Genomic DNA, 15,567 nt, shown 5'->3' on the forward strand with positions numbered 1-15,567 from the left:
GTGGCATGAGCATGGTATACCATCTGGGCATGTATTTGCTGGACTTTTTTATGAAAATCGGAAGTCTGCGATCGGAAAAGCTAAAACTAGCCGTGGAGGGCAGGAAAGAGCTGTTTGCTGCCCTCACCAGCTTTCGAAAAAAGCAGCCCAGTCCCCTGGTATGGTTCCACGTGGCTTCCCTTGGGGAATACGAACAAGCCCGGCCAGTCATTGCGGCATTTAAAGAAAAATACCCGCTGTGGGCCGTTGCGGTTTCTTTTTTCAGCCCCTCGGGATACGAACAGGTGCGCAAGAAAAAACAACGTTGGGTCGACCACATTACCTATATTCCGACGGATACTCCCGGAAATGCCAAAAGATTTGTGGCCACGCTGGCACCCGATAAGGTCATTTTCATCAAATACGACCTCTGGGCAAACCACCTTCGGGAAGTGAAAAAACGCAAAATCCCTTGTTTTTTGGTCGCGGCTTCCTTCAGAAAAGAACAGCTTTACTTTTCCTGGTATGGGGCATTTTTCCGCCGGATCCTTTTCCGCTTCGATCATATTTTTACCCAAAATACCGACTCCCTGGAACTGCTGGAAACAATTGGCTACCGTCAATGCATACAATCCGGCGACCCACGGTTTGACAACGTGGCCGCGATTCGCCTTCATCCAACCCCGTTCCCCAAAATCCAAAACACCATCCACCAGCCCGTGATGGTCCTGGGAAGTGTCTGGCAAGAGGACATGGACCTGCTGATTCCCTGGATCAACCAATCCCGGGACAGGCAATTTATACTTGCCCCACACGACATCAACGCTGCAACCATCCGTAGGTGGCAGCAGGCCATCCGGCTCCCTTCCCTCACCTATTCCGACTTTAGTGGCCGGGAAAATCCTCCCGAATGGAAGGTTTTGGTGATCGACAACATCGGTATGCTCTCCTCCCTGTACCAATTTGCCCGTTGGGCTTATGTGGGTGGCGCCTTTGGCAAGGGACTACACAATATTCTGGAGCCACTGGCATTCGGCATTCCCGTTTTGTTCGGAAAAGTCCGGCGGGTTTCTAAATTTCCGGAAGCGGGCATCAGCAAGCAGTACGGTTGCGGGTTTCCCGTGCAACATACGCAGGAGTTGGCCGAGGTTTTGGAACGCCTGACCGAACAGGGCGCTTACGAAAAAAGCTGTCTGGCGGCAAAAAAGTTGCTCCAGGACAACCTGGGCAGTGCAGAAAAGACAATTGCACACATAAAAAAGCTGGAATGGAAGGAAGGGTAATCAAAACCACAGGCTCCTGGTACGCCGTGCAAACGCCCAAAGGCCTGCTGAAAGCGCGCCTGCGAGGCAAGTTCAAACAGGAGGAGCTCAAACTGACCAACCCCATTGCCGTGGGGGATTATGTTCTGCTCGCTAAAGAGAAAGATCAGGAAACGGCGGTGATTTCCGACATCCTACCCCGTGAAAACTACATCATTCGGAAATCAACCCGAAAACACCATTTTTCACACATCCTGGCCTCCAACATCGATCAGGCCTTCCTGATGGTGACCGTGCGTAACCCCCGGACCTCGCTGGGATTCATCGACCGCTTCCTGGTAAGTACCGAAAGCTTTCGCATTCCTGCCAGCATCCTGGTCAATAAGGTGGAAACCCTCAGCAAAGAAAAAGACCTGGAATACAAGGAATTGATCCGGGAAATCTACGAACCCCTGGGCTATCCGGTGCTGGAACTCTCCGCCCTCTCTGATCCAAACCTTACCGAACGGTTTATCCCCCTGTTAAAAGAAAAGACCACCTTAATTGCCGGTCATTCGGGAGTAGGCAAATCCACGCTGCTCAACCGGTTGGTGCCAGCGGCCAGTCAGGTCACCCAGGAGGTTTCGAAGTTCTCATCAAAGGGGGTGCATACCACCACCTTTGCGGAAATGTTTCCCTTGGGCAAGGAAGAGGGCTACCTGATTGATACGCCCGGTATCAAGGAATTTGGGATACTGGACATTGGGGAGCAGGAATTGTCGCATTATTTTGTAGAAATGCGCGCCTACCTGGGCCAGTGCAAGTACAACAATTGCACCCATGTCAACGAACCGGGCTGCAAGGTCATTGAGCAACTTGAAGCAGGATACATCCACCCCTACCGGTACGAAAGTTACCTGAAAATACTGGACGAAGAAGACAGCCACCGCTAAGAAAATCGGAGCCTTTCGAGGGATTGGATGCAGCATCGCCTGCGAGTATTTTAGTGCTTTGCTTTGAAAGCAGGGTCTTTTCGGTTAATTTCATTAAAATTTTGACAAAGGCATGGAAACGACGCAACAGGGAAAAACGATGGTACTGAACCACCGGCAGATCGAACAGAAAATCACCCGAATCGCATTCGAAATTTTCGAAAGGAATGCGGAAGAAGAGGTACTGGTGGTGGCCGGCCTTACGGGAATGGGCTATGTGCTGGCCCAACGAGTGGTAGAGAAACTCCGCGAAATCGCGCCTTTTCACCTGCAGTTAATCAAAATCGACCTGGATAAATCCCAGCCAAACATACACGAGGTACGCCTTTCCGAGCAGGTGCCGTTAACGGGTGCCGCCGTCATCCTGGTAGACGATGTTTTGAACACCGGAAAAACCCTGACCTATGCCATGGTTCCTTTCCTGGAAGCCGAGGTGAAGCAAATGGAAGTATTAGTCCTGGTAAACCGCAGCCATAAATTGTACCCCGTAGCACCCGACTACACCGGTTTTGAATTGGCCACTACCCTTAGCGAACACATTACCGTAGATTTAAACGCAGAAGCCTCCACCGTTCACCTGCACTAGCCATGTCTGTACACCAATCCACCCATTTGAAGCGGATCACCACGCACATTCTGCAGGAAATGAAAAAGCGGAAAGAGAAAATTTCCATGCTCACCGCCTACGATTTCTCCATGGCCGGAATCGTGGATGCCGCCGGTATTGACATGATTTTGGTCGGAGACTCGGCTTCCAACGTCATGGCGGGTCACGAAACCACCCTACCCATCACCCTGGACCAGATGATCTACCATGCCACCGCTGTGGTCCGGGCTGTCGAACGGGCGCTCGTCGTGGTAGATATTCCCTTTGGCTCCTATCAGGGAAACAGTTCCGAAGCGCTGCGGTCTGCAATCCGGATCATGAAGGAGTCGGGTGCGCATGCCGTCAAAGTAGAGGGCGGGGCAGAAATACGGGAATCGGTGGTGCGCATCCTAAGCGCCGGTGTACCGGTCATGGGCCACCTGGGGCTGACTCCCCAATCCATTTATAAATTTGGGACCTATACCGTTCGAGCCAGGGAAAAAGAAGAAGCCGGAAAACTACTGGAAGATGCCAAAATCCTCGAAGAATGCGGCTGTTTTGCCCTGGTTTTGGAAAAAATTCCTGCCCAACTAGCCAGGAGAGTAGCAGAAGCGGTTACCATTCCCGTGATCGGTATTGGAGCGGGTCCCGATGTGGACGGACAGGTGCTCGTGCTGCATGACATGCTCGGCATTACCCAGGAGTTTAAGCCCCGATTTCTCCGCCAATACGCGGACATCCGTAACACCATGCTGGAAGCCGTGGGGAAATACATTCAAGACGTAAAATCGGCTGATTTTCCAAACGAGAAGGAAAGCTATTGAGCCTGCAAAAAAGCCAATAAGTCCGTTAGTTCCTGATTAGTCAGCCGTTGTTCCAGCCCCCTGGGCATCAGGGAGCTGTCGGACATGCCGTAATTGGCCACCTGCGCTTTTTGCACCTGGATGAAACCTTCTGCCTGCGTATACAGCTTGATCTGCTTTTCGCCTACATCTATTTGCCGGCCCTCGTAGCGCGTGCCATCGTTCATCTCCAGGAACCAGCCTTGCCATTCCGGGCTAATTTCTTCCGAGGGGACGAGGATGGAACTGATCAACCCTTTTCTATCCTTCGATTTACCTACATTGCTCAAGTCGGGACCCAGATCGCCTCCACGGCCTCCGACAACATGGCACGTGGCACACAGCGATGCGCTGGAATAAAAAACCCTCCGGCCCCGGTCAGGATCTCCCGCACCTTCAAGTAAAGACGTCCACTCCTCCAATTCCTGCGGGTCGGGTCGTTTTCCCCTATCCTGAGACAAGGCCAGCATCAACTGCTGCCGCAGGCCTTCGCTGTCACAACTGCTTCCATCATTCAAAACCCGCTCCATGGCTTTTTGCACCGCTTCATCCCCGCTCTTGGCCCGGAGGTACCCTGCCGCAGCTATGGCCAGGTTTTCATCGGAAACTTCCAATAGGGGAATAATCTCTCTCCAATCCTCAAGGGGCTGCCTGGAAAGCGCTGACAAAGCCTCAGCTCGGAGATTGACGGGTTTATTTGTTGATAAACTGACCTGAAGCAGCGCATCGGCCACCCGTGGATCTGGGACATTGGCCAGGGTTTGGATAATTTCCAATTGCAGGTCCTCTGCCGCTTCCTGGGATAAAAATTCCAGCAGAAGTTCCTTGTGACCGGCCGGATCTTCGAGATACCGAAGGGCATAGGCTCTCATTTGAGAAGGGTGGCTAGGATCACTGACTATTCCCGCAATGAATTCATCCGGCAATTTTAAAGGGATCCGCTTGGAGATTTCTTCCTCTTTGTTTTGATATGCCTGCTGGTATTGGGGTTCCAGCAATTTTACGGTTTCCAAATACGTCTCGAACAATTGGGGCGTAAAATCTCCGGCCATAAGGGCCTGCTCCAGGTTTTCCCGTTGGGATGCCAGTCCATGACTGCCGATCCATATCAGTGCCATCCTTCTGATCTCAGGATCGGCATCGGCTAAAAATTGCCGGGCCAGGGCGGCTTCCCTGGGATGATCAGAATGCCGGAGTGCCAATAGTACGCCCAACCTTACATCAGCTGATGCTTCCTGCATAGCCTGTTCCAGTTTTTCCCTGTGCTCACTGCTACTTAAGGCCATCACCGCAGCATGTCTTACATAGGGATCCTCCGCATTCAAATTCTCAAAATGCAAATCAAAATTACCCGTATCGGCCATCAACTGCCTTAGTTCTTCCACTTTCGAGTTTTCTTTCGGGGCTTGATACACGCTTCTCCGGGTTACCGGGTCAGTAATTTCCCTAGCCGAAAGCTTCCATATTTTCCCTCTTCCATGGTTGGGATACACCCGTTCCACCCAATCGGTAAAAAAGATCGATCCTTTACTGTCCGCGGCAAATGCCACCGGTCGGAAATCTTTACCTCCTTGTACAATCACTTCCGTGGACCCTGTCAGGGACAGCCCCTTTTCCTCCATGGCAATCCGGACGATGCTGCTTTCTTCCCAAATGGTACAAAGCATTTGGTCATCGTAATCCTGGGGTAACCTGCCCAGGTTGGCATTTAGTAGCCCCGATGGCGATTCTCCCAACGGGACCGCATAGGGCAAGGTTCCCGGCAATTCCCCATTCCAGGCCAGGTATGGGTGGATACCGCTTCCGCCAAACAAAGACTGGTAGCCAAAGTCGGAGCCTTTTACCGCATGTACCAGGCGATTGGGACCCCGGCTGTCGGGGTCGTTATCCGCTACCAGCAAGCGGCCGTAGTTGTCAAACTTCAGGTCAAAGGGGTTCCAATATCCCGTAGAAAATACTTCCAGTTCCGTCCCATCCGTTTTGGCACGAAGGATATTGCCGCCATCTCCATAACCTTCAACCTGGCTCCCATCGCTACCTTCCAGAATCCAGTGGGCGGCACCGGTGTTGCCTCGTCCGATATACATCCAGCCTTCGGTATCAAAAGCTATGCTCAACAGGGCTGCATGGGCATAGACCTGTTTGGGTTTGGTAAAAGCCAACAGCTTTTCGCGTCGCTCACTGATACCATCCCTGTCTTCGTCGTAAAATTTCCACACTTCTTTGGAGGTCACAGCATAGAGGTGCCCTTTCGGAGAAAAAGCGATATTTAAGCCCTCGAATAATCCCTCGGCAAAAACGGACTCCTTGTCCCAGGTCCCGTCTCCATTGCTGTCTTCATAGACTTTGATGAGATCGTTTTCAGGACCTACGTAGTCGGTTGGCGGCAAATGCGTGTGGGATTCAAGTACGTAAACCCGATCCTGCGCATCCACGGCAATGCCTATGGGGGTGACAATGTCCGGATCCTGTTTCATCAGCGTTAGTTCCAGCCGCTCGTCCAAAATGGTAACACCGTCCACTACCATGGGCCCATTTTTTACCGCACTGTTTTCACAGGAGAAAAAAACGGGTATCCATACAATAAAAAGTGCAATTAGGAATAGGTCGGGTTTTTTTAGCTGCATAACGGTGTCCTTTGTTCCTTTGAAAGCGATTTGATTCGTGCTTATTGATCCCCAAACCTGTCAGGTTTTTTTGGTTTCCGACCAACAACGAACGTTTACTTTATCAAACCTGACAGGTTTATTCGGCCGGTTAGTGGTCATCAAAAACCGACTAATAGTGGCGGATAATGGTATCAGAAAATCACTAGCTCTGGTATTTTTCGAATAATTGGTACGCGCGCGTGAGGTCTTTTACGAGAGTAGTTTCATTGAGGGGAGGGGCCATTTCAACCAGCAAATAGCCTTCGTAACCATGGTCCAGCATCTTTTGAATTACCCCATCGTTGTCGGTAACCCCCTCTCCAAAGTTGACCACTTTGTGAACACCCATTTTTTCGGTGTCTTTGATGTCGATGTGGAGGATTTTTTCATGAAATTTATCCACCACCTCCATCAGGCCCACGTTGGAACCATTGAAGTGCGCATTGTCCATACACATTCCTACATGGGTGGAATTGATGGCATCAAATATTTTCTCATAATCCTCCATGAATTCGATGTTGTTATTGGCATGGTTTTCCAGCAGGAGCAGTACATCCATTTCTTCCGCAGCAGGGGCCAGTTCACGCACGATTTCCACTACGGCTTCGGGACCTCCAGCTTTCCCCCGGCCGGCCCCGGTGCATTTGACCCGGCGGCAACCGAGTTTTTTTGCCGCTTCCATCAGCCAAAGTTTATGGGCAACATCCTTTACGATGTTTCCTTCTGCCCCAAAGGAACTGCCCTGCACACAGATGGGGGTCAAGCCATGTTCGTAGCAGCGTTGCTGTATGCTGCCAATGCCCGAAGGGGTAAGGTTACGGCCATACCAGCAGTTGAATTCCACATTTTTAAAGGGAAGTTGAGGAATGACCTGAAATGCTTTTTCAAAGTTTTCGTCCCCAAAACCGTCACAGGTGATGGTGGCAATGGCCAATTCCACTTTTTTTGATTGGCTTGTTGAATGCCGGGAATTTGCCAGCGATGCTGCCTGAAAAGATGCCAGGCCTGCTACTCCCAGACCCGCTTTTTTAAGAAAATTACGCCGGTCATGCGTCGAATCCTGAAGGTCTACCTGTTTCATGATCTACTTTTTATCGTCTCCTAAAGTACTAAAAATTCAAATCAGGAGAAGTATTTTGCAGCATAAATCCTTCATGGTCTATTATTTTGGGTTAATTGGAAGCAGGATCAAGCCACTAGCTCCCTCCTACTAGACTGGGTGAGTTTGCAATTACATCCCTATTTTCCATTGACGTACGGAATCTGAGCCATCTGCAATGCCGGGTCCCTTGGATAGGGCGTTTAGAAAATCATTCCTGGAAACGTGTGTGTTTAGCCATTGCAAATGGCTTTTAGACGGTTTCTATCTGTTTATGACTCCAAAGATAGTACCGCCACCCCTGCTTTAATCTGTGTTAATCTGAGTAATCTGTGGTGCATGCTTTTTTTTCACCACGGATTCGCACCTATTTTCACCCATTTTTTAGGTACCAGAATTGACCCATTTTTTCTTTTATTTATCTGTGCGAATCTGCGTAATCTGTGGTGCAACTTTTTTCACCACGGATTCGCACAGATTTTCACGGATTTTTTAGATACCAAAATTGACCTTTACTCTATGCGAATCTGTGCTGCGATCCTATTTGCAGGCAGGGATTCTCCTAGTACAACATACCAAATAACCAAAGGGGGATTCTCCGATTACTCCCCCCGGCAATATCTAGTGCCAGGTAAGACTGGGGGACTCCCTGAAGCTGTTCGCTGGTTTTGGAAGCTCCACCCACCTCAAATACATAGGTATCATCGACCATAAAGTCGCCATACCTGGGAGCCGTCACCGAATGAACTGCTGTAAGTTGATTGAGGAAAAATGTTTCACGTACGTTACCTATATTGGCCATCGTCGGAGAAAAGAGGTAAATAAAGTTGGGGTTTTGCAAATAGATCTTTTCCGGCTTCTGAAGGTAACTTACCCCTTTGGTAAAAGATCGCAATAGGAGCAGTATCTGCGCCTGGTTCAATATATCCAGAAGTCTTAAGACGGTATTCCGCGGGGTCTCCAGTTTTTGGGACAATTTCTGGATGTTGGGAGTGAAAGGGACGCTTTCGCTCAAGACGAAAAGCAGCTTTTTCAATAGTCGTGTCGTAGCATGCTGCAGTTCCTCAAAAGGTGCAATATCTGTATCAATGACCAATTGGATGGTTTGCTGCAATTTTTGATGGTAGGCCTTTTTGGATTCTAAAAAATAAGGGAAATAGCCGAAACTAAGGTAATCCCGGAAATCTGAATGGAAATCAAAGGTGTCCAGAAGTTCAGGTGCCACTACATGGTGCTGGTTTATAATCTCTTCCAGACCTAGTATTGGCAAATTCGTGTTTTTCTCAAAATTAAGGTATTCCCTGAAGGACAATCCATGTAGGTGATAGACCGCTGCTCTTCTGGAAAGATCCGCATTTCCCCTGGAAATATCAAGAATGGAAGAACCTGTCGCAACTACCTGAATGTCCTCGTAGTCGTCATAAAGCTGCTTGAGATCTTTTGACCACCAAAGGTACCGGTGAACTTCATCCAATAGGAAAATGCGGTAACCCATAGCGTAAAGGGATGCTACTGCTTCTATTAATCGATGGGTTTCGAAATAAAAATCATCGAGACTTAAATAAATACGTTTCCCTTGGATAGCAGAAAGGTATTGCAAAAGAAGGGTTGTTTTGCCAGAACCCCTGTAGCCAAGAACAATGATCAGTTTTTGCTCCCAATTAATTTGTCCATAGAGGTATCTTCTTTTTTTTTTCTTTGACGAAACTGGCTTTACGCTCAGATTTTCGAATCAGACTTTCCATAGATTGATTTTTACAAAAAGTAAAATTACGAAATAGTTTTTACAAAAAGCAATTTTAAATAATGCAACCTTAAAAAAGTATTTTGGGAAGTCTGCGGATAAGCTCTTGAAGGTTTTTACCTCGTTTGTCCTATTCAGATCGTGAAAAGCTTCCTCGGGCGGGGTTTTCCTATTGCAGCGAATCTGTGGTATCGGTGGCGCACTTTTTCACCACGGATTCGCACAGATTTTTTCTCTTTTACCCCTGAGCTGGGTATAGTTTGTAACTACATCCCTAATATTATCTAATTTACGATTATCTAATTTAAGCCAGCGAGGCATTTGCAATGCCGGGTCCATGGACAGAACGTTAGGAAAATCATTCCTGGAAAAGTGTTCGTTTAGCCATTGCAAATGGCTTTTTGGCGGGTCTTTCCAATTAACGATGGCGAAGATATCAGGGTGAAGTGGCATACTTCACCCAGAACATTGGTTTTATCTGTGCTAATCTGAGCTATCTGTGGTGCATCCTTTTTTTTCACCACGGATTCGCACAGATTTTCACAGATTTTTTAGGTGTCAGGATTGACCTCATTCAGTAGCATTCTCCACGCATTTTTTAATCTGTTTTAATCTGAGTAATCTGTGGTGCATCCTTTTTTTTCACCACGGATTCGCACAGATTTTCACGGATTTTTAAGGTGTCAGGATTGACCCATTTTTTTGTCTTTTTTATCTGTGTTAAATTGCGTAATCTGTGGTGCCCTTTTTCTATAAGGGTTTAGGGATTTTCTTCCTTCTCTCCAAACCAAACCACCGCGTATTGCTTGTAAATGCCCACGCCCATGGCTTTCCAGGTGGCGGCTTTAAAGGGCGGCAGGTTGGCCAGCACGGCGTGGTGGCCGGGACTTTTCTTCCACATTTCCAAGGCATGACCGGGACTGGCAGCGGCAGAATGCCAATACGCAATTTCGTAGCCTGGGCTGGTGTAACCCGCAATTTCAAGGGGCTTGTTCCACATGCATTCGGGGTTCTTGTGGTTGTCCCGGTAGCAGCAAGCTTCCCAGGGTCCCTGGTCCGACCAGGAATGCAGGTTGCAGCGCTTGTTTGGGCGGTAGTTTACCATGAGGTCCCGCGCGTGGGCTTTTGCCACCTTGCTCAACGCCGCCGAAAAAGGGACCGTTGGAAGACCCCTGCTTTCCCGGTAACCATTGATTGCATCAAAAAGCTCCTTTTCCTCCGGAGAGTCCTGCATCCGGATCGGATTGCCGGGCGCAAGTCCTCCGAAGCTAAGCCACCAGAAGAGAATCAAATACCCTGTCATTCCGTGATCTTTTTTGGAAGACTTAACGCAGCCGGGTGACAAATGTTATCCCCTCACAAAATTGGTTCATTCTGCACCTCCGGTCATTTTATACGGTTTTTTTTCGTATTTTAGCGCCTCAATTGAATCAGGCGTTCATTTTTAACGAAATCGAAAAATAATGAGTGACAAAACCCCTAAAATTCTTTATACCCTTACCGATGAGGCACCGGCCCTGGCCACCTATTCCCTATTGCCCATCATCAAAGCGTTTACGGATTCGGCAGGTGTGGTCGTGGAAACCCGGGATATCTCCCTTTCCGGAAGAATCATCGCCACCTTCCCGGAATTTTTAACACCCGATCAGCGGATCAACGATGCGCTGGCGGAATTAGGAGATATCGCCAAAACGCCGGAGGCCAATATTGTGAAACTACCCAACATCAGTGCCTCCATTCCTCAGTTGAAGGCAGCGATCAAGGAACTGCAGTCCCAGGGCTATGCCCTTCCGGACTATCCGGACGATCCCAAAAACGAACAGGAAAAAAATATCCGAACCAAATACGACAAAGTTAAAGGCTCCGCTGTGAACCCCGTTTTGCGGGAAGGAAATTCGGACCGTCGCGCGCCACAGGCCGTCAAGCAATTTGCCCGAAAAAACCCCCACAGCATGGGGAAATGGTCAACGGACTGCAAGTCCCACGTATCCAGCATGAGCGAAGGCGATTTTTACGGCAGTGAAAAATCCATGACCCTCCCGGCAGCAACCCAGGTTTCCATTCAGTTGCATCAGGCCGATGGAAAGGTTACCACACTTAAAGACGGGTTGGCACTGCAGGAGGGCGAAATAATCGATGCCGCGGTGCTGAGCACCCGCATTCTTCGGGCGTTTTTGCAAGAGCAAAAAGCCGAAGCCAAAAAACAAGGTGTCTTGTTTTCCCTGCACCTGAAAGCCACCATGATGAAGGTGTCGGATCCGATTATCTTTGGCCATGCCGTGACGGTTTTCTTTGCGCCGGTTTTTGAAAAACATGCCGAAACACTCAACGAGTTGGGCGTGGATCCAAACAACGGTTTCGGCGATTTGATCGCCTCCCTGGAAAAATTGCCTGCGGACAAACGAACAGCCATTGAAGCCGATATCGAGGCCTGCTATGCCGACAGTCCGGACCTGGCCATGGTCAATTCTGACAAGGGCATCACCAACCTCCACGTGCCAAGTGACGTGATCATCGATGCCTCCATGCCGGCCATGATCCGCAGCAGTGGACAGATGTGGAACAAAAACAACCAATTGCAGGATACAAAGGCGGTCATTCCGGACCGTTCTTACGCCGGCGTGTACCAGGAAACCATCGACTTCTGCCGGGAAAACGGGGCCTTTGATCCCACCACCATGGGATCCGTACCCAATGTGGGACTAATGGCCCAAAAAGCCGAAGAGTACGGGTCGCATGATAAAACCTTCGAAATCGCTTCCGATGGCATCGTGACCGTGTCGGACGATAGCGGAAAAATACTACTGGAACATTCCGTAGAAAAAGGAGATATCTGGAGGATGTGCCAGGTAAAAGATGCGCCGGTACAAGACTGGGTGAAACTTGCCGTCAACCGCGCCAAAGCTACCGGGGCACCCGCCGTCTTCTGGCTGGATATAGACCGTGCACACGATGCACAGCTGATTCAGAAAGTAGAGACCTACCTGAAAGACCATGAAACCGAGGGGCTGGATATTCGCATCATGTCTCCCGTGAAAGCAACCAGATTCTCGCTGGAAAGGATCAAGGCTGGAAAGGATACCATCTCCGTTACGGGAAATGTGCTTCGGGATTACCTTACCGATTTGTTCCCTATCCTGGAACTGGGCACCAGTGCCAAGATGCTTTCCATCGTTCCTTTGATGAATGGCGGAGGATTATTTGAAACAGGTGCGGGTGGATCTGCGCCCAAGCACGTGCAGCAATTTGTGGAAGAAGGACACCTGCGGTGGGATTCGCTGGGTGAATTTCTGGCACTCGCCGTATCCTTGGATCACCTGGGCGATACCTTTGCCAACGAGCGGGCAAAGGTACTTGGTAAAACCCTGGATCAGGCCACAGCCAAGTTTTTGGAAAATGGCAAATCTCCTTCCAGAAAAGTAAATGAGATAGACAACCGGGGCAGTCATTTCTACCTGGCCATGTACTGGGCTGAAGCCCTGGCCAATCAGGAGGAAGACGAAGCCTTGAAAAAAATATTTGGTCCGGTGGCCGAAGAAATGGTAGAGAAAGAAAAAGCCATCAATGAGGAATTGATTGCTGCTCAGGGTAAGCCTATGGATATCGGTGGTTATTTCCGGCCGGATGGGGAAAAGACCGCAAAATTGATGCGGCCCAGTGCTACGCTGAACAAGATTTTGGAGGCCATTGTCGCATAGGCCTGTGAAGTCCATGTAATTGCAAATTCAAAAAGCCGCTGAAATCAGCGGCTTTTTGCGTTTGTATAGAAAAACCAGGAGCAGTGGTGTTGAATTGTCGCCATTGCAACGGGCTGAGGAAATCCTAAGGTATTTAATCCTTACGTATCCAAATCCCTCCACCGCGGGGGAGGCAAAAAGGGGGATTTAATTACGTCTACCATTTAAAATTCAACCTGGTATGAATTGAAGAATCTCGAAAAATCCCCCTTGCCCTCCGCCGCGGCGGAGGGAATAGCTGAAATGCTGATTTAAAGATGAACTGTCGCCATTAAAACGGGCTGAAGGAACTCTATGTTGATTCCGTGTCCGTAAATTCTGACGTACCCAACTCCCTAAAAAGGGGGCCGGGGGATTTTTTACGAAAATGGAAAATGGGCGGCGAAATATTATTTTCATTACTTAAAAAAAGCCGCTGGTTCAGCGGCTTTTTTAAGCTTATACGAATAGGGTATCACAATCTTTTGATGCGGATATTCCTGAACCAGACATCGTCATTGTGGTCCTGCAAGGCAATTTTACCTTCCTTGAAGGTAGCAAAATCTTCCCATTGGGCGAACTTGCTATCTGCCACCATGGCTTTCCAGGCATCGTCCCAAAGGGTCGTCTCTACCGTTTTTACACCGTTGAGAAAGAACTGGAGTTGACCGTCTTCAACTTTGATTTCCGTAAGGTTCCATTCACCTACCGGTTTAGCGGCCTCCTCGGAGGATTCAATCAGGTCGTACAAGTCACCGGTGCGGTGTGTCACGATCTGCCCGTCCCGGTGGCCGTCGTTATCGAGCAACTGGTATTCCGGGCCCGTATGGTACGGCGCACCGTAGTTGCCGGTGTCTTGCACATGAAACATGATGCCACTATTTCCGTTTTCGGAAATCTTCCATTCTATCTGGAAGTGGAAATCCCCGTAGGAATCACGTGTCACCAAATCACCACCGGTAGTGCCACTTTTCTTCTTTTCGGAGTTAAAGTACAGCACACCGTCTGCCGCTTCCCAGGCTTCTCCGGGCTGATCTTTTCCATAACCGGTCCAGCCGGTAAGGCTGCTTCCGTCAAAAAGGCTGATCCATTCTTCTTCCGTCACGATAATTTCTTCGATTTGTTCGTCAGAGGCGGTTTTCTCCTGGGTGCCGGGGCCGCAGCCCCAAACCAGCAGTGAGCCCAACGCCAACGACAGCGGTAGTTTGTTCATAGACTTATTTTTTTAACAAAAGTACATAACGCACCATGTCTTCGGCATCTTCTTTGGACAATGCCGGATGCGCGGGCATCGGTATTTCTCCCCAGACCCCCACGTTGCCGGCAATTACCCGTCCGGCAAGCATTTCCACGTTTTCGTCCGTCGTTTCGTACTTCGCGGCTACATCCGCATAGGAGGGGCCTACGATTTTTCGTTCGATCATGTGGCAACTGGGACAGTCGTTCTGCTTCATCAATTCCACACCCCGGATGAAAATGGGATCGTCTTTGTACTTTTCCTCCAGACTGATTTCCTTTATAGGCTCAGGTGCAGGAGGGGTGTTGGAAGAGGAAGTGGATTCGGAACTGCTGCCAGAACCACCACAGGATACAGCCATCATTGAACCGGCAATGAGGGCCAGGCTTAACTTAAGATTTAACTTCATTGTTTGTTATAAATAGATTAATTGATTCCCAATATTTTCTTGTTCAATCCTTCGTCCGCTCCCGTAGAAGCAAAGTCGTCAAAGGTTTTCTCAGTGACGCGAATGATTTTTTCACTAATAAATTTGGCTCCTTCGATGGCACCGTTTTCCGGGTGTTTCAAGGCACATTCCCATTCCAATACGGCCCATCCGTCAAAATCATACTGCGATAACTTGCTGAAAATAGCATTGAAATCCACCTGTCCGTCACCCAGGGAACGGAACCTTCCGGCGCGTTCTACCCAGCTGGAATAACCGCCATACACACCTTGTCTGCCGGTGGGATTAAATTCCGCATCTTTGACGTGAAACATTTTGATCCGGTCTTTGTAAATATCGATAAACGATACGTAATCCAGACACTGCAATACAAAATGGCTGGGATCGTACAGTATGTTTGCGCGTTTGTGGTGATTTACTTTTTCCAGGAAACGCTCGAAGGTTACCCCGTCGTGTAGGTCCTCGCCCGGGTGCAACTCATAACACACGTCCACTCCATACTTGTCAAACTCGTCCAGAATGGGCAGCCAGCGTTTCGCCAGTTCCTCAAATCCGGTATCCACCAAACCAGCGGGTCGCTGAGGCCAGGGGTAAACGGTATGCCACATCAATGCCCCGCTAAAGGTCGCATGCGTGGTCATGCCGAAGTTTTTCGAAGCCTTGGCTGCCCACATCAACTGCTGGGTGGCCCACTTTTGCTTTCCTTTCAGATCCCCGGCAAGTTCTGCGGGCGCAAACGCGTCGAATAGTTCGTTGTAGGCAGGATGAACCGCCACCAACTGTCCCTGCAGGTGGGTAGAAAAATCCGAAATCTCCACTCCCGCCTCTTTCACGGTAGCCTTGATTTCGCTGACATAGTCCATGTCCTCTGCCGCTCGCTGCAGGTCAATCAACCGGGCATCCCAGGTGGGGATTTGAACGGCCTTGTAGCCAATGCTCGCTGCCCAGGTACAGATGTCTTTCAAGTTATCAAAAGGTGCGGTATCGTCCGCAAATTGAGCCAAAAATAAGGCGGGTCCTTTAATGGTTTTCATA

At 49.3% G+C, this 15,567-nt stretch carries 12 protein-coding genes; 5 read left to right on the top strand and 7 right to left on the bottom strand.

Going from position 1 to position 15,567, the window contains the following annotated elements:
* The first annotated feature begins 5 nt into the window (after positions 1–5).
* The 4 genes from BMW71_RS05535 to panB all read left to right on the top strand — a co-directional run bounded on the left by BMW71_RS05535 (position 6) and on the right by panB (position 3,622).
* Complete coding sequence (locus tag BMW71_RS05535) at positions 6–1,262, top strand: 3-deoxy-D-manno-octulosonic acid transferase (RefSeq protein ID WP_092170687.1); 1,257 nt, start codon at positions 6–8, stop codon at positions 1,260–1,262.
* Positions 1,247–2,173, top strand: a complete 927-nt coding sequence (gene rsgA / locus BMW71_RS05540; protein ID WP_092170690.1) for a ribosome small subunit-dependent GTPase A — start codon at positions 1,247–1,249, stop codon at positions 2,171–2,173. Before BMW71_RS05535 ends, rsgA begins: the two co-directional genes overlap by 16 nt.
* Before the next feature lie 112 nt (positions 2,174–2,285).
* Positions 2,286–2,798 carry a phosphoribosyltransferase family protein gene (locus BMW71_RS05545; protein WP_092170693.1) on the top strand — a complete coding sequence of 171 codons (513 nt, stop codon included), beginning with the start codon at positions 2,286–2,288 and terminating at the stop codon, positions 2,796–2,798.
* A gap of 2 nt (positions 2,799–2,800) precedes the next feature.
* Positions 2,801–3,622 (top strand): 3-methyl-2-oxobutanoate hydroxymethyltransferase, encoded by an 822-nt coding sequence (panB, locus tag BMW71_RS05550; RefSeq protein WP_092170695.1) that lies wholly within the window; start codon positions 2,801–2,803, stop codon positions 3,620–3,622.
* Here panB and BMW71_RS05555 read toward each other — a convergent pair.
* The 4 genes from BMW71_RS05555 to BMW71_RS05575 all read right to left on the bottom strand — a co-directional run bounded on the left by BMW71_RS05555 (position 3,616) and on the right by BMW71_RS05575 (position 10,434).
* Positions 3,616–6,267 carry a PVC-type heme-binding CxxCH protein gene (locus tag BMW71_RS05555; protein WP_244891093.1) on the bottom strand — a complete coding sequence of 884 codons (2,652 nt, stop codon included), beginning with the start codon at positions 6,265–6,267 and terminating at the stop codon, positions 3,616–3,618. The two genes, panB and BMW71_RS05555, sit on opposite strands and share 7 nt — an antisense overlap.
* 184 nt (positions 6,268–6,451) lie before the next feature.
* Positions 6,452–7,369: a sugar phosphate isomerase/epimerase family protein gene (locus BMW71_RS05560; RefSeq protein WP_092170699.1), complete on the bottom strand. Its 918-nt coding sequence runs from the start codon at positions 7,367–7,369 to the stop codon at positions 6,452–6,454.
* Positions 7,370–7,949: 580 nt separating this feature from the next.
* Entirely contained in the window at positions 7,950–8,987 is a 1,038-nt protein-coding gene (locus BMW71_RS05565; protein WP_244891094.1) for an AAA family ATPase, read from the bottom strand.
* Positions 8,988–9,891: 904 nt separating this feature from the next.
* Positions 9,892–10,434: a CAP domain-containing protein gene (locus BMW71_RS05575; protein WP_143057561.1), complete on the bottom strand. Its 543-nt coding sequence runs from the start codon at positions 10,432–10,434 to the stop codon at positions 9,892–9,894.
* Positions 10,435–10,594: 160 nt separating this feature from the next.
* Here BMW71_RS05575 and BMW71_RS05580 point away from each other — a divergent pair, with 160 nt between their 5' ends.
* Positions 10,595–12,829 (top strand): NADP-dependent isocitrate dehydrogenase, encoded by a 2,235-nt coding sequence (locus tag BMW71_RS05580; protein WP_092170708.1) that lies wholly within the window; start codon positions 10,595–10,597, stop codon positions 12,827–12,829.
* Positions 12,830–13,322: 493 nt separating this feature from the next.
* Here BMW71_RS05580 and BMW71_RS05585 read toward each other — a convergent pair whose 3' ends face one another.
* The 3 genes from BMW71_RS05585 to BMW71_RS05595 are packed head-to-tail and all read right to left on the bottom strand — an operon-like array spanning position 13,323 to position 15,566.
* Positions 13,323–14,060, bottom strand: a complete 738-nt coding sequence (locus tag BMW71_RS05585; protein ID WP_092170711.1) for a 3-keto-disaccharide hydrolase — start codon at positions 14,058–14,060, stop codon at positions 13,323–13,325.
* 4 nt (positions 14,061–14,064) lie between these two features.
* A complete protein-coding gene (locus BMW71_RS05590) occupies positions 14,065–14,493 on the bottom strand; it encodes a c-type cytochrome (protein WP_092170714.1) in 429 nt (142 codons plus the stop codon).
* Between the two features lie 17 nt (positions 14,494–14,510).
* A complete protein-coding gene (locus tag BMW71_RS05595) occupies positions 14,511–15,566 on the bottom strand; it encodes a sugar phosphate isomerase/epimerase family protein (protein WP_092170717.1) in 1,056 nt (351 codons plus the stop codon).
* Position 15,567: the final 1 nt, after the last annotated feature.

It is taken from the genome of Cyclobacterium xiamenense (genome assembly GCF_900109255.1).
GTDB lineage: Bacteria > Bacteroidota > Bacteroidia > Cytophagales > Cyclobacteriaceae > Cyclobacterium > Cyclobacterium xiamenense.